We start from the raw sequence: 20,227 nt of genomic DNA, 5'->3' as shown, positions 1-20,227 counted from the left end.
TGATCCGGTATATCTGATCGGCATGGCACCACGGTTGCTGCTCTCGATGCCACTGCACGCGATCACGGAGGTGTACGGCGAGGCGGGCCTACGCGAACGACTCGTCCTGGAACTGGAGTCCTTCCCCGCCGACGAGCGCAAGCAGCTCACCGAGGCGCTCGAGCTGGCGTCCACGCTGCACGCCGAGGACCGCCGGGTCCGCGAGCCGTACCTGAACCACCTGCTCCGGGTGGCGATCCGGATCATCCGCTACTACGGCGTCCGGGACGTCGACGTGCTGACCGCGGCGCTGCTGCACGACGCCGTCGAAGACCACCCGGCCGAGCTGGGCGGATGCGACCCGGACCGGCCGTACCCGGAGGCCACCGAGGCCGCCGTGGCCGAGCTGGCGCGCCGGTTCAACCCGCGGGTCGCCGAGCTGGTCCGCTCGGTCACCAACCCGGAGTACGACCCGGAGCGGGACCGGCACGAGCAGTACCGGGAACACGTCGCGGAGAACCTGGAACGGGATCCGTGGGCCCGCGTGATCAAGATCTCGGACTTCACCGACAACGGGGTGGGGGTCATCCACACCACCATCGACAAGGCGCACCGGTCCGCGACGAAGTATCGGCCGCTCGTGCCCAAACTGCGGGAACTCGTGGGCCGCCCGGACACGCCGCTGTCGACCCAGGCCAAGGAGCACATCCTGGACCAGCTCGACCTCGCCGAGGAGCGTTTCGCGGCCATCCTCGACGACTGAGGACGGAGCCGGTCATACGCTGGGGTTCATGCCTCCCACAGACGCCTGGTGGCGCGACGCCGTCATCTACCAGATCTACCCACGCTCGTTCGCCGACGGTGACGGCGACGGCATGGGTGACCTGCCCGGCATCACCGCGCGCCTGCCGCAGCTCCGCGATCTCGGCGTCGACGCCGTGTGGCTCTCGCCCTTCTACCCCAGCCCGCAGCACGACGCCGGGTACGACGTGGCCGACTACCGGGGCGTCGACCCGCGGTTCGGCTCGCTCGGCGACGCCGACAAGCTGATCGGCACCGCGCACGACCTAGGCCTCAAGGTCATCGTGGACCTGGTGCCGAACCACACGTCCAGCGAGCACGTCTGGTTCCGGGCCGCCCTCGAGGCGGCGCCGGGCAGCCCCGAGCGGGAACGGTACATCTTCCGCGACGGCAAGGGCGCCGACGGCTCGGAGCCGCCCAACTCCTGGCAGAGCGTCTTCGGCGGCTCCGCCTGGGAACGGCTGCCGGACGGCCAGTGGTACCTGCACCTGTTCGACGTCTCGCAGCCCGACCTCAACTGGGACCACCCCGAGGTACGCGCCGAGTTCCTGGACATCCTGCGGTTCTGGCTGGACCGCGGGGTCGACGGTTTCCGGGTGGACGTGGCGCACGGCCTGATCAAGGACGCCGAGCTCACCGACTGGACCGCACCGTCGGTGATCCTGGGCGGCCTGGACTCGGTCGGGCCGCCCCCGCCGATGTGGGACCAGGAGGGCGTGCACGAGATCTACCGGTCCTGGCGGGCCGTGCTGGACGAGTACCCGGGCGGCCGGATCCTGGTCGCCGAGGCCTGGGTGCAGCCCGAGGAGCGGCTGGCCCGGTACGTGCGGCCGGACGAGATGCACCAGGCGTTCAACTTCCCGTACCTGGAAGCGCCCTGGTCGCCGGCGCCGCTGCGGGAGGTGATCGACTCCTCGCTGGCCGCGAACGAGACGGTCGGCGCGACCACCACCTGGGTGCTCTCCAACCACGACGTGGTCCGGCACGCCTCCCGGCTGGGCTACCCGGTCGGTGAGGGACGACGTCCCGGCATCGGCGCCGAGGACCCGCAGCCGGACACCGGCCTCGGTCTGCGCCGGGCCCGCGCGGCCTCGCTGCTGATGCTGGCCCTGCCCGGCTCGGCGTACCTGTATCAGGGCGAGGAGCTGGGGTTGCCGGAGCACACCACGCTGCCCGACGAGTACCGGCAGGACCCGGCCTGGGAACGGTCCGGGCACGCCGAGCGGGGACGCGACGGCTGCCGGGTTCCGATCCCGTGGGAGGCGGACGCTCCGTCGTACGGTTTCGGCCCGGCGGACGCGAGCTGGCTGCCGCAACCGGCGATCTGGGCCGAGTACGCCCTGGACCGTCAGGTCGACGTGCCGGGCTCGACGTACGAGCTGTACCGGGCGGCGCTGCAGGCCCGGCGTGAGCACGGCCTCGGCGGCGGCACGCTGGCCTGGCTCGAGAGCAGCCCGGACTCGCTCGCCTTCCGCAACGACGGCCTGGTCGTGGTGACCAACTTCGGCGCCGAGCCGGTGGCGCTACCGGCCGGTGCCCGGGTCCTGCTGAGCAGCGAGCCCCTGGACGCCGACGGCCGGGTCCCCACCGACGTCACCGTGTGGGCGGTGCTCTGACGCGACAGCGGCGGCCAGCAGGTCGGCGTGGGTCCGTTCCATGTCCCTCGCGACCGTCCTGCTGGCCAGCCAGTACATGATGCCGGTCGGCACGAAGAAGAACTGGAACGCGGCCAGCCCGACGGCGTAGTTCAGCGGCGGCGGGAACGCGCCGGAGAGGCCCCGGAAAGCCACTCCGACCAGCGCGTTGCCGCCGGCCCGGCCGACCCCGTTGACCAGGTTGCCGAGGCTGTAGACGGTGCCGCGGTGCTGCGGCGGGTTCACGTCGGCGATCATCGCGAACCAGTTCGGCGAGTTCGCCGAGGTCAGCATCAGTGCGAACACGGCGATGGCCAGGCACGCCGCCACGGTCGGCTCGGTCACCACGTTGGTCAGCACGCCACGGATGATCGTGCCGGTCCCGCCGCCGTCCGGCACAGTGATCTTCATCGGGACGAAGAACAGGACCACGTAGAACGGCACGGCGGCGAGCACGCCGACCGCTGCCACCAGGGCACGGCCCCGCGGGGTACGCCGTTGCAGCCGGTCGCCGGCCAGTCCGCCGAGGATGGACAGCGCCGCCCCGAGCTGGAAGACCGTCGCGAAGACGCTGCCGATCAGCACCGCGGTGGCCGGAGAATACCCCTGGTCCTCGGCTCGGGCGCGGAACAGGATCGGCAGCCACACCAGCGAGCCGAACGCGATCTGCGCGGTGCCGCCCTGCAGGATCAGCCAGATGTTGGTGCGCCGCTTCAGGATGACCGGGATGTCCTCGTGGCGGATCCGCTCGTCGTACTCGACCCCGGCCAGCTCGGGCTGGCTGTCCCCGCGCGGCACGTTGTAGGTGAACAGGTAGGCGAGGGTGGCCAGCACGCCGGCCGCCGCGGTGATCAGGAACGGACGCCGCCAGTCCTCGTGCCCGAGGATGCCGCCGACCAGCGTGCCGGCCAGCGTGCCCACGCCCTGCGACAGACCCCAGAAACTCATCACCAGGCCCCGGCGCTTCGGCGAGATCAGGTCGCTGACCACGGCGAAGCTCACCGAGGCCACGCCGCCGAGCCCGAACGCCGCGAGCACCTGCGCGGAGAGGAACGCCGGATAGCTTTCGGCCAGGCCGGACCAGGCGGTCCCGGCCACCCAGATCGCGGTGCCGGCCACCAGGACCGGTTTGCGGTCGGTGCGATCACCGAGGTACGCGAAACCGATCGCCGCGACCGCGCTGATGAGGAACATGGCCGTGGTCGCGAGGGCGATGTGTCCCTCACCGACGCCCAGGCTGATGCCGATGCTGCTGTACAGCGGCGGGACGATGCCGATCGCGACGTTGTCGAGCGCGGCCAGGATCACGAAGACCACCACGCTGTAGACGCGGTGCACGGTCCCGCCCTTGCTCATCACGCGCTAGAGGCTATCCGCATCCCGGACGCCCGGCGCGCTGACAGCCACCCCGCACCGGGCGGTGTGACGAGGTTGTGCCGGTGAACGAGCGGGCGGCGCTGCCCCCAGACAGCGCCGCCCTCTTCCCGTTCCCCCGCGGGTCTGTGTGACTCGGTGGTTCAGTTACCGATGTTGGCCTGCGGCCCGGCGTACTTCGCGAGCAGCGCGGGAACGTCCGCCGCCGCGTCCAGGGTGTACGAGTAGAAGCTCTTCGGGTCGAACGCGGACCCGTTGGTCTGCTGCTTGCCCGTCGAGTTCTTCACGATGCTGCCGCTCTGCTTGAGCTGGGCGGCCGACGTGTCGTTGTAGTACGGGTTCGCCACCTTGTCGAAGTAGCTGTTCTCCAGAACCATCTTCGTGCCGCCGCGCGACAGGTTGCCGTACGAAGTGATGTTCTGCAGGTAGTTGTTGTAGAGGTGGGCGAAGGCCACGTTGTCCGTGCTCGGGTTCCGCTGCGCGGTGTTCTTGATCCAGTTGTGGTGGATCGTCATCCGCGACGTCACGTTCTCGGTCCAGCCAATGCCGAACGCCTTGTTGCCGGTGTCCAGGACGTTCCAGGACACGGTCAGGTAGGTGGTGTCCTTCCGGCTGTCGATCATGCCGTCGTTCATCCGGGTGATCTTGCAGTGGTCGATCCAGATGTGGTCCGCGGTGTCCATCTGGATGCCGTCGTAGTCGAATTCCTTGTCGTCCGGGTCGTCCTCGGTCATCTGGGTGTCCCGGATGGTGAGGTTCCGGATGATGACGTTCTTGACGCCCGTGCCGAGGAAGAAGCCGCCACCGACGATCTCACCGGTGGTGCCGACACCGACGATGGTCTTGTTCGACTTGACCTTGAGCTCGGTGCCCTTCGGGGTGATCGTGATCGCGCCGGCCACCTTGATCACGTACGGCTCGGTGGCCGTGACGTACCTGGTCAGGTCGGCCAGGGTCTTCACGGTGACCGTGGTGCCTGCCGCGCCGCCCGTGGTGCCGCCGCCGGTCGAGGCGAAACCGTCCGGAGTGGCCGGCCAAGTCCGGTCGCCGCTGCTGCTGCCACCGCTCACCTGGGTGAACGTCCACTGCTTGTTGGAGTTGGCGGTGCAGGTCTCCTGGATGATCGCCGCGCCGTTGGCGGTCGACGCGCCCTGGTCCGAGACGCACAGACCACTGTTGACGTTGATGATCTGGAACGTGTCGGTGCCCGAGGCCGCGACCTTCCACTGCTGGTTGGTCTGCGAACCGACACAACCCCACTGCTGCAACTGCTGCCCGGAAGTCTTCGAACCGGCAGGCACGTCGATGCACTTGCCGCTGTTCACGTTCTGCAGCAGGAAGTTGCTGCCCGACGCCACCAGCTTGAACTGCTGCCACGCCGAGTTCGCGGTACAACCCCACTGCTGCAACAGGGCGCCGTTGTCCTTCGACGCGGCCGGCACGTCGATGCACTTCCCGCTCTTCTTCACGATGAGCTGATACGTGTTACCGGCCGTCGGGGCGGCCGCCGCGCTCGACGGGAGCACCGAGTAGCCGACGAACGCGGCCGGCACGGCCAGGACGACGGCTGCCAGAGCGGCGCGCTTCTTGTGCTTCGAGATGGCCATGATCAACCCACCGGGTTCCAGTTGTCCGAGCCCGCGAGGTACTTCTGCGGGGTGTAGTTGGCGGCCTGCGAGTCACTCAGCTGCGGCCGGTTGCTGTTGGTCGTCGCGCCGGAACCGGTGTTCTTGTACTCCAGGAACCGGGCGTTCTTCCACGAGTTCGAGGACATGTCGGTCCACGGCTGGGCGGTCTTGATGGTGGCGCTCAGGCTGGTCTCCCGGAACAGCACCTGCGCGTTCGGCCCCCACGGGCGGCCGAGCTGGGTGGTGTTGTTGGTCGCGCCGGTCACCGTGCTCTTGTAGATCAGGAAGCCGTACGCGTTTCCCGGGTCGGTCCGGGCCGCCGTGATCGGGCCGCCGCTGCTCCGCTTCTGGTAGATCTTCGTCGCGTTGAAGACCGCGGTGCCCGCGCCGAAGATGAAGTCGACCGTGCCCTCGACGTAGGAGTTCTTGACGTACGTGCGGCCGCTGTTGACCAGGAGCGTGTCCTGGGCGCCGAGGAAACGCACGTTGTCGAAGACCAGCTTGTCGCCGCCCAGGTTCGCGGCCACCGCCTGGCTGCCTTCGCCGTAGTCGTTCGAGATGGTCAGGTTGGCGGCGACCAATTCCTTGCCATTGGCGAAGAAGGTGGCGCTGCCCGAGGTGCCGTAACCACCGGCGCTGCTGCGGTTGTTGACGATCACCACGTCGTCGGCCGAGTCGCCGCCGCCCTGGAGCGTGACGAACGGCTTGTTCGACGGGACGGTCACGATCTCGCGGTAGGTGCCGGGCTTGATGGTGATCGTCCGGCGGGCCGTGTTGTTCGCCGGAACAGCGTCGATCGCCGCCTGCACGGTCTTGTAGGTCCCGGTGCCGTCGGCCGCAACCGTGAACGAGCCGGTGGTGCCACCCGAGACCTGGGTGAACGTCCACTGCTTGTTGGAGTTGGCGGTGCAGGTCTCCTGGATGATCGCCGCGCCGTTGGCGGTCGACGCGCGCTGGTCCGAGATGCACAGACCACTGTTGATGTTGATGATCTGGAACGTGTCGGTGCCCGAGGCCGCGACCTTCCACTGCTGGTTGGTCTGCGAACCGACACAACCCCACTGCTGCAACTGCTGACCCGAGGTCTTCGAACCGGCCGGCACGTCGATGCACTTGCCGCTGTTCACGTTCTGCAGCAGGAAGTTGCTGCCCGACGCCACCAGCTTGAACTGCTGCCACGCCGAGTTCGCGGTACAACCCCACTGCTGCAACAGGGCGCCGTTGTCCTTCGACGCGGCCGGCACGTCGATGCACTTCCCGCTCTTCTTCACGATGAGCTGATACGTGTTACCGGCCGTCGGGGCGGCCGCCGCGCTCGACGGCAACATCGAGTAGCCGACGAGCCCGGCCGGCACGACGAGCGCGGCCACCAGACCGAACAGCGTCCGCTTGCGGGATCTTCTCTCTGCCACTGCGGTCCTTCCTTACCTGCGGGGATGCCGGCCCGGGGATGGCCGGTCTTCCTGTGCAGGTAGGTAGATGCCGCGGTGCGGAGCAGACAACAAGAAAAGCCGGAAAAAGTTGGGGACGGCCCCGCAGAGCCGTCCCCGACAGCCGGAACTCAGCGAGTCCGGTCGATCACCGCGTTCTGCGCGGCGGCGTACTGCTCCCGGATGAGCGGGACGCTCGCGTCCTCGTACAGGGCCGGGGTTTCCGCCGACCACGCAGGCGGAGCGTCCCCACCCAGGGTGACCCACGCAGCCTGCCGGGCCGCACCGTCGGCGACATACTCACCGGGCGGCGGCACCAGGACCGGCTTGCCGAAGAGCGCCGGTGCAATGCGGCGGACCGCCTCGCTGCGCGCCCCACCGCCGACCAGAACGATCCGGTTGGCCACCGCGCCGTTCGCGACCAGCGCGTCCAGACCGTCGGCCAGGGCGCAGAGCATGCCCTCGACAGCGGCCCGGGCCAGGTGGGCCGGGTCCGAAGTCTTCAGCGTGAGCCCGTGGATCGCGCCGGTGGCGTCCGGCCGGTTCGGCGTGCGCTCCCCCTCCAGGTACGGCACCAGGACCAGCCCGTCCGCACCCGCCGGAGCGGTGAGCGCGAGCCGGGACAGCTCCTCGTGGCCGACGCCGAGCAGCTTGGCCGCCGCGTCGAGCACCCGGGCCGCGTTGAGCGTGACCACGATCGGCAGGAACCGGCCGGTGGTGTCGGCGAAACCGGCTACCGTGCCGCTCGGGTCCTGCGGCGCGACGTCCGAGGAGACGAAGACCGTGCCGGAGGTGCCGATCGAGACGATCACGTCGCCGGGCAGCGCGCCGGTGCCGAGAGCGGCCGCCGCGTTGTCACCGGCGCCCGGTCCCAGCGGCGCGCCGTTCGGCAGCCGGCCGGCGATGCCGGTCGGGCCGAGCACCTCGGGCGTTTGCAAAGACCGGCCGAACCCGAGTTCCAGCAGATCGTGCCGGTACTCGTTGGTCTTGGCCGACCAGTAGAGGGTGCCGCTGGCGTCGCTGCGATCAGTCTTGATGTCCGAAATATCGGTAGATCCTGATAACTTCCAGGTCAGCCAGTCGTGCGGCAGGCAGACAGCAGCGACTTTCGCGGCCTGCGACGGTTCGTTGCGGGCCAGCCAGCGCAGCTTGGTGAGGGTGAAGCTGGCGACCGGCACGATGCCGACCGCTTCCGCCCACTTGTCGCCGCCGCCCAGCTCATCGATCAGGTCGGCGGCCGCGCCGGCGCTGCGCGTGTCGTTCCACAGCAGCGCCGGGCGGACCACCTCACCGTTCTCGTCCAGCACGACCATGCCGTGCTGCTGGCCGGCGACCGAGGCGGCGGCCACGTCGTCCAGGCCGCCGGCCTCCTCGATCGCCGACTGCAGCGCGGCCCACCAGGCGTCCGGATGCACCTCGGTGCCGTCCGGATGGCTCGCCCGGCCCTGCCGGACCAGCTCGCCGGTCTCGGCGTCGCGGATCACGACCTTGCAGGACTGGGTCGAGCTGTCGATCCCGGCTACCAGAGACATCGCTACCGGGCCCCGAGGAGGTGGTCGATCGCGAGCTGGTTGAGCTTGACGAAGCCGTAGCCCTGGGCGCCGGCGGCGTCAGCGTCGTAGTCCTCGAACGCGCTGCGGTCGGCGAGCAGGTCGGCGTACGTCTCGCCCGGGTTGAGGGTCGGCGTGCCGAGCTCGGCGACCTTGGACGCGGCGAGCGCCTCCTGCACCTCGGGGTCGGCGCGGAACGCCTTGGCCCGCTCCTTGAGCAGCAGGTACATCCGGATGTTGGCCTTGGCCGACTCCCAGACGCCGTCGTAGTCCTCGGTGCGCGACGGCTTGTAGTCGAAGTGCCGCGGGCCGTCATACGCCGGGGCGCCGTCGACGCCGCCGTTCTCCAGCAGGTCGACCAGCGAGAACGCGTTGAGCAGATCGCCGTGGCCGAAGACCAGGTCCTGGTCGTACTTCGGGCCGTGCTGACCGTTCAGGTCGATGTGGAAGAGCTTGCCGTGCCACAGCGCCTGGGCGATGCCCTGGGTGAAGTTGAGGTTCGACATCTGCTCGTGGCCGGTCTCGGGGTTGATGCCGAACAGCTCGGGCCGGTCCAGCTCCTGGGTGAAGGCGATGGCGTGCCCGGCGGTCGGGAGCAGGATGTCGCCGCGGGGCTCGTTCGGCTTCGGCTCGATGGCGAAACGAAGGCCGTAACCCCGGTCCTCGGAATACTGCGCGAGCAGGTTGAGCGCCTCACGGTAGCGGTCGAGCGCGGCCTGCACGTCCTTGGCCGAGTCGTACTCAGAGCCCTCGCGGCCGCCCCAGAGCACGAGCGTCTTCGCGCCGAGCTCGGCGCCGAGGTCCATCTGGCGCAGCACCTTGCGCAGCGCGTAGCGGCGGACCGAGCGGTCGTTGCTGGTGAAGCCGCCGTCCTTGAACACCGGGTGGGTGAACAGGTTGGTGGTGACCATCGGGACGATCAGGCCGGTCTCGTCGAGCGCCTTCTTGAAGCCGGCGATGATGCCGTCGCGGGTCTGCGCGTCAGCGCCGAACGGCACCAGGTCGTCGTCGTGGAACGTGATGCCGTAGGCGCCGATCTCGGCGAGCTTGTGCACCGCCTCGATCGGGTCGAGGGCGGTGCGGGTGGCGTCACCGAACGGGTCACGGGCCTGCCAGCCGACCGTCCAGAGGCCGAAGGAGAACTTGTCGTCGCGGGTGGGCTGGAGTGCCACGGGGATACCTCCACGAAACATGGTGGATTTGTTTATTGGTTGAATTATTTGACTCGCGTGTGGCACTGTCAAGGGCGTGTTGAGCGCCCCCACGACGCCAGTGCGCCAGGCCAGCGTGCGAGCCCATAATCTCGCGCTGGTGCTGCACACCGTGGCGAACAGCGCGAATCGGCCATCTCGGGCAGCCATCGCCGCGGCCACCGGGCTCACCCGGGCAACCGTCTCGGCCCTGGTCGACGACCTCATCGCCGGTGGGCTGATCACCGAGCACGACCCGGCGCCGCGCACCGGCGCGGGCCGGCCCGCCGCCGGGCTCGCTCTCACCTCGGCCGGCCCGGCCGGCCTTGGTCTGGAGATCAACGTCGACTATCTGGCCGCATGCGTGGTCGATCTGACCGGCGAGGTACGCCAGCGCATCGTCGAGCACGCCGACCAGCGCCCGGCCGGCGCCGCCGCGTCCCTGGCCGCCCTCGGCAGGCTCGCCGCCCGGGCCCGGCTCGCCGCGGAGGCTGACGGGCTGACCGTGGCCGGCGCCGCGCTGGCCGTGCCCGGCCTGGTCACCGAGGGCGGGCTGGTCCGGGTGGCGCCCAACCTCGGCTGGCAGGACGTCGACGCACCGGCCGAGCTGCACCACACTCCCGAGCTGGCCGGGCTCCCGATCACCGTGGACAACGAGGCCAACCTGGCCGCACTGGGCGAACTGCGGGTGGCCGGCGGCGATCCGACATTCCTGTACGTGTCCGGCGAAATCGGTATCGGCGCCGGACTGATCCTGGACGGCGACCTCTACCGGGGTGTGCGGGGCTGGAGCGGCGAGATCGGGCACGTCACCGTCTTCCCCGACGGCCGGCCCTGCCGCTGCGGCGCCAACGGCTGCCTGGAGCAGTACGCGGGACAGGAGCTCCTGACCACCGACGAACCCCTCGCCGCCCAGGCGCTCGGGATCGCCCTGGCCGCCGTGGTCAACCTGCTCGACGTGCCGGTGATCGTGCTCGGCGGGGCGTACGCGCCCTACTTCACCCGGCTCCGCGACGGGATCGAGGCCGAGCTGAGCCGCCGCGTGCTGACCGCCGGCCTGGCACCGGTGACCCTGCGGGCGGCGACGCTCGGCACCGACGCGGCGATGCGCGGAGCCGCGGACAGCGTGATCCGCGCCGTACGCGACGATCCCGCCGCTTGGCTGCGCCGGGCCGGCTGAACGCACAGCGGCCGCCGTCCCACAAGGACGGCGGCCGCTGTTCTGCTCGCGTTGGAACCTAGCTGGCGCCGGTGCGCTGACCGATCGCCTGCGCGAAGATCGAAGTGATCTTCGTCGGGTCCTGGGCGAAGAAGGTACCGCTGCCCTTGACCGCGCCCTCGATGGCCCGCAGCTCTTCCGGGTTGACCTTGTCGCCGATGCCGATCAGCACCAGACGGATCGGCTTCTTCGGGTCCTGGATCCGCTTGAGCTCGGCCAGCAGTTGCGCCCGGGTCAGACCGTTCGCGTTGTCGTCCTCGCCGTCGGTGAAGAGGATTACCGAGTTGATCCGGCCGGCCTGGTGGCCCTTCTGCACGTGCTTGTACGCCGCGAGCACCGTGTCGTAGAGACCGGTTCCGCCGTCGGTCGGGTTGAGCACGTCGATCGACTGGCTGAGCTTGTTGCGCGCGGTGACCAGCGGCTGAATCGGCTCGACCTGCTTGTACGGCTTCGTGCCGTCCAGGTTCGTGGAGAACCGCCAGACGCCGACCTGCCAGTCGTCACCGAAGAGCGCCAGACCAGACCGCGCCGCCGCCTTCGTGACCTCGGCCCGGCTGGCGTTCCCGGGTGCGGTCGGCACCGCCTCGGCCATCGAGCCGGAGACGTCGAAGACCGCCAGGGCCCGGCCGGGCAGGGTGGTGGCGATCCAGGAACCGACCACACCACTCAGCAGCGCGCCGTCCACACCGGCGGCGCCCAGACCACCGGTGCCGGGCTTGTTGGCCGACGGGGTGATCGCGGGCGAGGCGGCGGGGGCGCCGACCGGCGCCTTGAAGGTGCTGCCGTACGTCCCGTCGGGAGCGCGCAGACCGGCGGAGCCCAGCGCGTCCTTGGAGCCGGCGCTGAGCAGTTGCCCCAGCAGCCCCTCCGCAGCAGCCGTCTTCTGCTGGTCGACCACCTGCGGCATGATCGAATACGGGTAGTCGAGCGCCGTCGGGCTGGGATCCACGTACAGCGCGCTGAGCCGCACCTGCGGCTGCTGGGCGTTGTAGGTGACCACGGCCTCCTCGGAGAGCGGCGCGGCGCTGAGGCCGGTGGCGAGCTCCTCCTCGGTGGCCGCACGCGGGAAGCTCGACAGCAGCTCGGCCCGCACCTTCGCGTCGCGCTCGGCGAGCGTACGCAGCGCCTGGACACGCTTCTCGCCGCCGTCCTTCTCGGAAGCGGCTGCCACGTTGATGGCGGCCAGGCTCAGCAGTCCGGACGCGTCCCGGGACGGGTCGATGATGCCGACCTGCAGCGGGGTGGCCGAGTTGAACTGGCTCAGCAGGCTCTTCCACGACAGCTTCTTGCCCTGCCAGCCGACCTTCTGAGCGATCGGCTCGGGCATGGCGACGACCAATGGGCTCTGCGCCACCGAGGTGACCTTGGTCGGCGCGAAGCCGGAGGCCTCACTGCGCAGACGCAGGAGCCAGCTCGACGAGTCCGAGATCCAGACGTCCGGCACCTTGACCGAGTCGGCCGCTGGGGCCAGACCGGCGAGGGAGACCGAGTGCTCACGGGAGACCGCACCGGCGACCGCTTCGGAGGTCAGCGCGGCGACGTCGACGAAGACACAGGTGCCGTCGACGTTGCCGTCGTTCTGGCTCCACTGGTCAGCAACCTGCTTCACAGCTGGAGCGATCTCCGGCGATGCGGATACGGACAGTCGCACAGAGCCGGTACAACCGGAGTCCGCGAACTGTTGATAGGTGAGCCACGTCCCGGCAATCACGACGACTATCGCCATCGCACCTCCGACGACGCCGGCTCCCTTCGAGTTGAAGTTCCTACGATGGCGGCCAGACACGCGCTCCATAGTGCGCATGTCAGAAGCTGAATGCCATATACGTTCGGACGAAAATTACTCAGATTGGCCGTTCCCGATCTAGAAAATACCCAGCGTGACGGGCCCGTCTCAACCAGTGGCGAGAGAAGGGCCCGAGACGCCGGATTTCGACATAAAGATCACGGACGTACCAGCCTGTCCGAACTCGCCTATGGCCTGATCATCGAAGGGCTCCACCTGAGCAGACAGGTGGGGCTCGGTTCACCGGTCGGTTCGCCTTGCGAAACGGGAATTCCGGTGTCCGGATCGATGCGGAAAACCGTCACGTTGTGTGATTGCTGATTGGCTACGTAGAGGTGATCCCCGATGAGGGTCATATGCCTCGGCCACACTCCTCCGGTGGGCACCTCGGCGATCAGGATCGCCGATTTCCCGTCCCAGGAGAACGCGGAAACGGTGTCCGGTCCCCGATTCGCCACGTACACGAAACGGCCGTCCCGGCCGATCGCCACCTCCGACGGGTGGGCCGGGCCGGGCAGCGTGGTGGCGGGGACGTCGCCGTACGGCTCGAGGCGGGGGCCGCCGGCCGGCCGGTACCACGACAGGTTGGCGGCCAGCTCGCCGGCGAGGATCAGCGCACCGTCGCCGGAGCGCACCAGGTGCCGCGGGCCGGTGCCGGGTTTCGCCTCGACCGCCGGCTCCGCGGGGCCCAGCCGGCCGGAGACCGGGTCCAGCCGGGAGCGCCACACCCGGTCCGAACCGAGGTCGGAGATCAGCACGTCGGCGCCGTTGGGGTCCGGGAGCACCTGGTGGGCATGCGGGCCGCTCTGCCGCTCCGCGTCCGGGCCGGAGCCGGTCAGGGTCAGCAGATCGGTACGCGCGCCAGGCACCCCGTCGGCGTCCAGCGGGAACACGGTGACCGCGCCACTGCCGTAGTTGGCCACCACCAGGTGCCGCCCGTCGCCGGTGACCGCCAGGTGGCAGGGGTCGGAGCCGCCGGTCGGCTGGGTCGCCAGCGGGATGAGCGAGCAGTCCGGCGCCACGGCGAAGGCGGTGACGGTGCCGTCGTCGAGCTCGTTCACCGCGTACAGGACCGGGAGGGTGGGGTGCTGGGCCAGGAACGACGGGGACGGGGTCCGGGCCGCGAGGCCGAGCCGGGTCAGCTCACCGGTGGCTGGATCACGCCGCAACAGCGTGATGCCGTCGCCCTCGCCTCCCTTTTCACCCGTGTAACAACCGACGAAGACGTATTCAGCACTCGAACCCATGCGCTGATCCTACGGCCGCCGGCTTTCCTTGACCGGTACAGAGGGGGTGACTACTGTACCGGTACAGAAAGCGCGTTGCCCGAACCATGGATCGCCTCCCGCCACCGTCCGGCGGGAGGCGATCCCTCGGGGCACGGAGGGGCGGTGACCGGTTGGCCAGGGTGACCCTGCAGACCGTCGCCGACCGGGTCGGCGTGAGCCGGATGACCGTGTCGAACGCGTTCTCCCGCCCCGACCAGCTCTCCCCCGCCCTGCGCGAGCGGATCCTGGCCGCCGCGCAGGAGCTCGGCTACGCCGGCCCCGATCCGACCGCCCGGGCCCTGGCCAGGGGCACCACCGGCGCCGTCGGCATCCTGCTCACCGACTCGCTGCGCTACGCCTTCACCGATCCGGTGGCCGGCGGCTTCCTCGGCGCGATCGCGGACGGGTTCGCCCCGACCGGGCTCGCCCTCACCCTGCTCAGCTCGTTCAGCTCCGGCGAGCTGGTGCCGGCCCGGGAGGTGGCGATCGACGGGGCGCTCGTCTACTCCTGCGACCCGACCTCACCCGCGGTGTCCTGGCTGCGCCGGCGCCGGCTCCCGATGGTCTTCGTCGATCAGGATCCGGCCGACGACGTGGCCTGCGTCAACATCGCCGACCGCGAGGGCGCCCGGGCGGCCGCGCAGCACCTGCTCGACCTCGGGCACCGCCGGATCGCCATCGCCATGAACGGGCTGCACGGTCCGCACGGCCGGGTCACCGACCTGTCCGCGCTGGTCGACGGGCACGCCTCACGCCAGCGCCGGCTCGGCTGGTTCGACGCGCTGACACCCGCAGGGGTCGAGACGGCCGTCATCCGTCACCCTTTCCAGCAGACCGATGACGTACGCCGTGACGCCCGCACCCTGCTCGACAGCACCGACCGGCCGACCGCCGTCCTCTGCTTCTCCGACCTCACCGCCGTCGGGGTGCTGCAGGCCGCCGACGACCTCGGCCTCCGGGTGCCGGACGACCTGTCGGTGGTGGGCTTCGACGACGGCCCGGTGGCGACCCGGGTGCAGCCCGCCCTGACCACCGTGCGCCAGGACATCGAGGAGAAGGGCCGGGTGGCGGCGGCCGCCCTGACCGAGGCGATCCGCCGGTCGCGGACCGGCCGGGCCGGACCGGTGCCGCACGTCCTGCTGCCGGCGACCCTGGTGGTCCGCGGCAGCACCGGGCCGGCCCCGGCCTGAGCCGTTCCCGCTGCTCAGCGCCGCCCGGCGGAGGTCAGCTGGCGACGGGCCACGTACTCGACCAGTTCGATCAGCACGTTGCGGGCCGCGACCTGGTCACGGGCGTCGAAGAGCACCACCGGCACACCCGGGTCCAGGTCGAGGGCGCGGGCGACCGCCTCCGGGGCGAACCGGTTCTGCGTGTCGAAGCAGTTCACCGCGACGACGAACGGCGTACCGCGCTGCTCGAAGTAGTCGATCGACGGGAAGCAGTCGGCCAGCCGGCGGGTGTCGGCCAGCACCACGGCCCCGAGCGCGCCCTGCGACAACTCGTCCCAGAGGAACCAGAACCGGTCCTGGCCCGGCGTGCCGAACAGATAGAGCTGGAGGTCCTCGGTGATGGTGATGCGCCCGAAGTCCATGGTCACCGTCGTGGTGGTCTTGCCCTCCACGCCGGAGACGTCGTCGGCGCCCTCGGCGCCGGTGAGGATCTCCTCGGTCTGCAGCGGCCGGATCTCGCTGACCGACCCGACCATCGTCGTCTTGCCCGCGCCGAACCCGCCGGCGATCAGAATCTTGAGCGCGACGGGGATGCGCGAGGAGCCGCCGTTGCGGTCAGAGCGCACGGAGTCCATTGACAACCGCCTTGAGTACGTCGACGTCGTGCGGCTGCGTGGCCGCCGGAGGTTCGTACAGCGAGATGAGGCCCGCTGAGCGTAGGTCACCGAGGAACACGCGGACCACGCCGATGGAGAGGTCCAGTTGGGACGCCAATTCAACCACGGAGATCGGCTCCCACGCGGCAGCCACGATGGCGTGGTGCTCAGGTTGCAGCTGTGGACCGAGCGGCATGTCGGGAACCGTGGCCACGACGAACGCGACCAGGTCGAAGTCGCCGTCGGACGGGGCGACCCGGCCCTGGGTCATCGCGTACGGGCGGACCACCGGCCCCGCGTCGTTGTCCAGCCAGTCGTGTGTCACACCCGGCTGCTCAGAGGGCATCGGACGGTGCGAGGACCGTCCGCTCCGGCGCACTCATGATCTGCCCCACCCGGGTGACCAGCATCGCCATCTCGTAGGCGATCAGGCCCAGGTCGGCGTCGGCGGAGGCGAGCACGGCCAGACAGGCGCCCTGCCCGGCGGCGGTGACGAAGAGGAAGGCCTCCTCCATCTCCACCACCGTCTGGCGTACCTGACCGGCCCGGAAGTGCCGGCTCGCGCCCTTGGCCAGACTCTGGAATCCGGCCGCCATGGCCGACAGGTGTTCGGCGTCCTCGCGGCTCATCGCCGCGGAACAGCCCAGCATGAGCCCGTCGGCCGAGAGGACCACCGCCTGCTGCGCGGTTGGCACCCGTTCGACCAGGTCGTCGAGGAGCCAGGTGAGGTTCGCGCTCTGCTTCGTCGTTGCCACTATGCGTCCTTCTCCAGCCTGAGATTCTCGTCGGAACCAGCGGCGCGGTCGCCGGGCGCGCCCGCATCGGTTCCGGATGGTGCGTTCTCCCGTGCCACCACATCGACGAGGGCCGGGAAGCTGACGGTAGCCGCATCGGAGATCGTTGCCCCGGCGGGCTCCGCGGTGTGTCCGTTGCCCGGGATCGCCGGCGTGTCGCCGGTGGCCGCCCGGGACGCGTCGACGCGGCCCCGGGTCGTACCGAGTTGCAGGGCGCTCATCAGTGAACGGACCTGCTCGGGCGAGCGCGCCGGCGCGCTCGACTCCGGCTGCACGACCGGCTTGCGCAGCTGCGGCGCCAGGTTGGCCTGGCGGACCCGCCGTGGCAGTCCGTCCGACGACTCGTCGAACTCCGCGAGGTCCGGCATCTCCTCGGCGAGGTCCGCGAGGTCGGGCGCCGGAGAGATCGGAACGGCCGGCGCCGAGTTGCGCGGCACGGACCGTGGCGCCGGAACCGCGTCGAGCGGCACCGGTTCACCGGACCGTTCCAGGGTCGGGGTGACCTCGAGGGGCTGCGGCTCGCTTCCCCGGCGGACCCGCCGTCGCTGGACCAGGCCCTCGGCGCTCAACTCGGACGCGACCGTGCTCGGCGAGGGGCCGCTGATCTCACCGGTGGCGCGGTGCAGGCCGGTCGGGCCCGAAGCGGCCGGCTCGGGCACCAGGTCGGTCGCGGTCGACCCGTCGTTCCCGGTACGCCGCCCGGCCACCGTGACCTGCCGAAGCTCCTCGTTCCCCTGCCACTGCAGCGCGGCCAGCGAGTTCCGTGCCGGGTCCTCGCTGCCGGTCCCGAGGATCGGGCTGTTCAGACCCCGGTCCCGGGTGCCGCCGAGGCCCGCCGGCATGACCGGTCCGGGCGCGGCGGTGACCAGGTCGGCCGGGATCAGCACGATGGCGGTGATGCCGCCGTACCCGGAGACCCGCAGCGACACCCGGATCTGGTGCCGGTTCGCCAGCTGGGCGACGACGAACAGACCGAGCCGCGCGCTGTCGGTGGGATCGAAGTCCGGTGGCTCGGCGAGCCGGCGGTTGAACTCCTCGATCGCCTCCGGGGCCATGCCGAGCCCGCGGTCCTCGATCTCCAGGGCGTACCCGTTCGGCAGCACCTGACCGACCACCTGGACCCGGGTGTGCGGCGGGGAGAACGACGCGGCGTTCTCGATCAGCTCGGCGAGCAGGTGGATCACGTCGCCGACCGCGCGGCCGACCAGCGCCGAGGAGTGCACCGAGCGGATGTCGACCCGCTTGTAGTCCTCCACCTCACTGATCGCGCCGCGGACCACGTCGATCACCGGCACCGGGTTGCGCCAGCCGCGGCCCGGTGCCGCGCCGGCGAGGATGACCAGGTCCTCGGCGTGCCGCCGCATCCGGGTGGCGAGGTGGTCGACCCGGTAGAGGTCCTCGAGCTCCTGCGGCTCGGTCTCCCGTCGCTCCATCCTGTCCAGCAGGGAGAGCTGCCGGTGCAACAGGGTCTGGCTGCGCCGGGCGATGTTGAGGAACACCTCGTTGATGCCGCGCCGGACGTTCGCCTCCTCGACCGCGGACTGCACGGCCGTACGCTGCACGTCGTTGAAGGCGTGCCCGAGCTGGCCGATCTCGTCCCGGCCGTACTCCAGCGGGGGTGTCTCCACCTCGACGTCCACGGCCTCGCCGCGCTGCAGCCGCCGGACCACCGACGGCAGCCGCTCGGACGCCATCTCCAGGGCCTCGCGCCGGAGCCGGATCAGGCGCCCGACGATCGAGCGGCCGAACCGGACCGAGACGAAGATCGAGAGGACCAGGGCTGCCAGTCCGAGCAGGCCGGCCACCGCCAGCCAGAGCAGGACGCTGGCGGCGAGCGGGGTGGCGTCCTCGGCGATCTGCTCGACCGCGCGCAGCTGAAAAGCGGTGAGATCCTGAGTGGACTTGTCGTAGACGGGCTGCCACTGGGCGCCCGAGATCGGCGTCGGCCCGCCGATGTAGCTGTCCTCGATCAGCCGGCTCTGCATCCGGGTCAGCTCGAGCAGGGTCGGGCTCATCAGCAGGCCGGCGAAGTCGCCCTGCACCGAGACCGGCATGTCGTTGACCCCGGCCTCCAGCAGGTACCGCGAGGTGCTGAGGCTCTCGATCAGCTCGGTCCGCGAGACGCTGTCGATCCGGCCGGCCGCGGCAGCCGCGGCCATCAGCGCGTCGGCGCGGCTCAGGTACTCCTGGCCGCGGAAGGCGCTGATCACGCCGCGGACCTCACGGTCGACCCGCTCGTTGAAGAAGACCGCGGCCGTCCGGGAGACGTCGAAGCCGAGGTCGATCACGCCGCTGAAGTACTCCATCTGGCCGAGCACGTCCATGTCGCGGGCGTCGATCCGGGCACGGATCTGCGGCAGCGCGCTGATCTTGGCGTCCACCTCGGCGACCTCGGCACGGACGGTCTCGTTCAGATCGGCCGCGTTGACCGACGTACGGAAGTCGGCGATCGCCTGATCGGTCGCCGCCCGCTGCTGAGTCAAATCGTTCAACGTCGAAGTGCGAACGGCGAGGTAGGCGGCGGAGAAATGGCGCTCCCGCTGCATCTGCATGATCAATTGCAGCCCCGGGTTGCCGAGGCGGTGCACGGCCTCGCGGGCCTCCAGCAGGTTCAGGGCTGGGCCGGAAGTCACCACCGTTGCGAAGATCCAGAGCGAGAGCAGTGCCGTGAGCGGCACCGCGACCATCGCGATGATCTTCGAACGGATCGACCAGTTGTGACTTCTCATCAGGCTCCGCCCGAGGGGTTCGGTAGGAAACGATCAACGCCTGGCCGGCCGCGACGGGCGATCAGAAAGCGACGGCCGTCCCGCCCGACTCATGCGCTCCGGAAGAATACGTAATGACGTCCGTCTCAGCTAGCTCCGTGCCGTATCGGATGCTGGGCTTCCATCCTGTTTGTCCTGGCAGATTGGCATCCGATCTTTTTGTGAGACGGTCGTCCATGTGACACACCGGCCGGGATGACTCTGCGTGAGGGGATTGGCGTCCGGTATCAAGTGGGAATACCTCCTGTGGAAGAAGGAGGAACCTGATGTCCGCCACCGCCACCATCATCCTGATCGTTGTCGTCCTACTGTTACTGGTCGCGATCGCCATCGGTGTCCGGATCGCGCGGCGCCGGAAGCTTCAGCAGAGGTTCGGCCCCGAGTACGACCGGGTGGTCGCCGACACCGGCAGCCGCACCGACGCGGAGCGCGAGCTGCTCGAGCGCACCAAACGGCACGCGCAACTCGAACTCAAGCCCCTCTCGCCGGAGTCGCGGTCGAAGTACGCCGCCGCCTGGGAAGAGGTCCAGATCCGCTTCGTGGACAACCCGAAGGAAGCGGTCGGAACCGCCGACGAGCTGGTCACCCGGCTGATCGCCGAGCGCGGCTACCCCACCGGCGACTACGACGAGCGTCTCGCCAACCTCTCCGTGGAGCACGCCGCCACCCTCGAGCACTACCGCGCCGCGCACGACATCAGCCGGCGCAGCAAGAACGACGAGGCCGAGACCGAGGACCTGCGCCAGGCGCTGGTCCACTACCGGGCGCTCTTCGCCGACCTGCTCGGTGAGGACCCGGTGGCGCACACCCGGCCGACCTCGCCGGCCGCTCCCACCGCCGCTGCCTCCGACGCCGACGACCGGGTCGCGGAGGGCACCACGGCTCCTGCGCCCCGCCGCCCCGTGGACGACACTGAGGACACCGCCACCGAACCCGGCGTCACGCGCTCGCGCCCGGACGCCACCAGCCGCTGAGGAGTTC

General features: G+C 70.0%; 16 protein-coding genes. 5 read left to right on the top strand and 11 right to left on the bottom strand.

Features of this window, described 5'->3' with window-relative positions:
* Positions 1-22 precede the first annotated feature (22 nt).
* Positions 23-742 carry an HD domain-containing protein gene (locus OHA21_RS45410; protein ID WP_328466122.1) on the top strand — a complete coding sequence of 240 codons (720 nt, stop codon included), beginning with the start codon at positions 23-25 and terminating at the stop codon, positions 740-742.
* Positions 743-770: 28 nt separating this feature from the next.
* Entirely contained in the window at positions 771-2,396 is a 1,626-nt protein-coding gene (locus OHA21_RS45405; RefSeq protein ID WP_328466120.1) for a glycoside hydrolase family 13 protein, read from the top strand.
* Here OHA21_RS45405 and OHA21_RS45400 read toward each other — a convergent pair.
* The 5 genes from OHA21_RS45400 to xylA all read right to left on the bottom strand — a co-directional run bounded on the left by OHA21_RS45400 (position 2,304) and on the right by xylA (position 9,568).
* The gene (locus OHA21_RS45400) at positions 2,304-3,770 is read right to left on the bottom strand and encodes an MFS transporter (RefSeq protein ID WP_328478936.1); all 1,467 of its coding nucleotides are present in this window, start codon (positions 3,768-3,770) and stop codon (positions 2,304-2,306) included. The genes OHA21_RS45405 and OHA21_RS45400 overlap by 93 nt on opposite strands.
* Positions 3,771-3,931: 161 nt before the next feature.
* Positions 3,932-5,395, bottom strand: a complete 1,464-nt coding sequence (locus OHA21_RS45395; protein ID WP_328466118.1) for an RICIN domain-containing protein — start codon at positions 5,393-5,395, stop codon at positions 3,932-3,934.
* Between the two features lie 2 nt (positions 5,396-5,397).
* The gene (locus OHA21_RS45390) at positions 5,398-6,828 is read right to left on the bottom strand and encodes a pectinesterase family protein (protein WP_328466116.1); all 1,431 of its coding nucleotides are present in this window, start codon (positions 6,826-6,828) and stop codon (positions 5,398-5,400) included.
* A gap of 149 nt (positions 6,829-6,977) precedes the next feature.
* Complete coding sequence (gene xylB, locus OHA21_RS45385; protein ID WP_328466114.1) at positions 6,978-8,378, bottom strand: xylulokinase; 1,401 nt, start codon at positions 8,376-8,378, stop codon at positions 6,978-6,980.
* A gap of 2 nt (positions 8,379-8,380) precedes the next feature.
* Positions 8,381-9,568 (bottom strand): xylose isomerase, encoded by a 1,188-nt coding sequence (gene xylA / locus OHA21_RS45380; RefSeq protein ID WP_328466112.1) that lies wholly within the window; start codon positions 9,566-9,568, stop codon positions 8,381-8,383.
* A 139-nt stretch (positions 9,569-9,707) separates the two neighbouring features.
* On the opposite strand from xylA, the gene OHA21_RS45375 reads away from it, so the two are divergent.
* Positions 9,708-10,766 (top strand): ROK family protein, encoded by a 1,059-nt coding sequence (locus OHA21_RS45375; protein WP_442875018.1) that lies wholly within the window; start codon positions 9,708-9,710, stop codon positions 10,764-10,766.
* 58 nt (positions 10,767-10,824) lie between these two features.
* Here the strand turns inward: OHA21_RS45375 and OHA21_RS45370 are convergent, their stop codons facing one another.
* Both OHA21_RS45370 and OHA21_RS45365 read right to left on the bottom strand, forming a co-directional pair.
* Complete coding sequence (locus tag OHA21_RS45370; RefSeq protein WP_442875017.1) at positions 10,825-12,414, bottom strand: VWA domain-containing protein; 1,590 nt, start codon at positions 12,412-12,414, stop codon at positions 10,825-10,827.
* A 365-nt stretch (positions 12,415-12,779) separates the two neighbouring features.
* Complete coding sequence (locus OHA21_RS45365) at positions 12,780-13,838, bottom strand: lactonase family protein (protein WP_328466108.1); 1,059 nt, start codon at positions 13,836-13,838, stop codon at positions 12,780-12,782.
* A 161-nt stretch (positions 13,839-13,999) separates the two neighbouring features.
* Between OHA21_RS45365 and OHA21_RS45360 the strand changes: the two genes are divergently transcribed.
* Positions 14,000-15,049, top strand: a complete 1,050-nt coding sequence (locus OHA21_RS45360) for a LacI family DNA-binding transcriptional regulator (RefSeq protein ID WP_328478932.1) — start codon at positions 14,000-14,002, stop codon at positions 15,047-15,049.
* 14 nt (positions 15,050-15,063) lie between these two features.
* Here OHA21_RS45360 and OHA21_RS45355 read toward each other — a convergent pair whose 3' ends face one another.
* From OHA21_RS45355 to OHA21_RS45340, 4 genes are read right to left on the bottom strand one after another with little or no spacing between them, the layout of a single operon-like run.
* Positions 15,064-15,663 (bottom strand): GTP-binding protein, encoded by a 600-nt coding sequence (locus OHA21_RS45355; protein WP_328466106.1) that lies wholly within the window; start codon positions 15,661-15,663, stop codon positions 15,064-15,066.
* Complete coding sequence (locus OHA21_RS45350; protein ID WP_328466104.1) at positions 15,644-16,030, bottom strand: DUF742 domain-containing protein; 387 nt, start codon at positions 16,028-16,030, stop codon at positions 15,644-15,646. The genes OHA21_RS45355 and OHA21_RS45350 overlap by 20 nt, the downstream gene beginning before the upstream one ends.
* The gene (locus OHA21_RS45345; RefSeq protein WP_196419524.1) at positions 16,020-16,442 is read right to left on the bottom strand and encodes a roadblock/LC7 domain-containing protein; all 423 of its coding nucleotides are present in this window, start codon (positions 16,440-16,442) and stop codon (positions 16,020-16,022) included. The genes OHA21_RS45350 and OHA21_RS45345 overlap by 11 nt, the downstream gene beginning before the upstream one ends.
* A complete protein-coding gene (locus OHA21_RS45340; protein ID WP_328466102.1) occupies positions 16,439-19,207 on the bottom strand; it encodes a sensor histidine kinase in 2,769 nt (922 codons plus the stop codon). The genes OHA21_RS45345 and OHA21_RS45340 overlap by 4 nt, the downstream gene beginning before the upstream one ends.
* A 305-nt stretch (positions 19,208-19,512) precedes the next feature.
* On the opposite strand from OHA21_RS45340, the gene OHA21_RS45335 reads away from it, so the two are divergent.
* Positions 19,513-20,220 (top strand): hypothetical protein, encoded by a 708-nt coding sequence (locus OHA21_RS45335; RefSeq protein WP_328466100.1) that lies wholly within the window; start codon positions 19,513-19,515, stop codon positions 20,218-20,220.
* The last annotated feature ends 7 nt before the right edge of the window (positions 20,221-20,227 follow it).

It is taken from the genome of Actinoplanes sp. NBC_00393 (assembly GCF_036053395.1).
Classification (GTDB): domain Bacteria; phylum Actinomycetota; class Actinomycetes; order Mycobacteriales; family Micromonosporaceae; genus Actinoplanes.
Note: the sequence above shows the minus strand (reverse complement) of the source record. Positions and strands in the feature narration are given on the sequence as shown.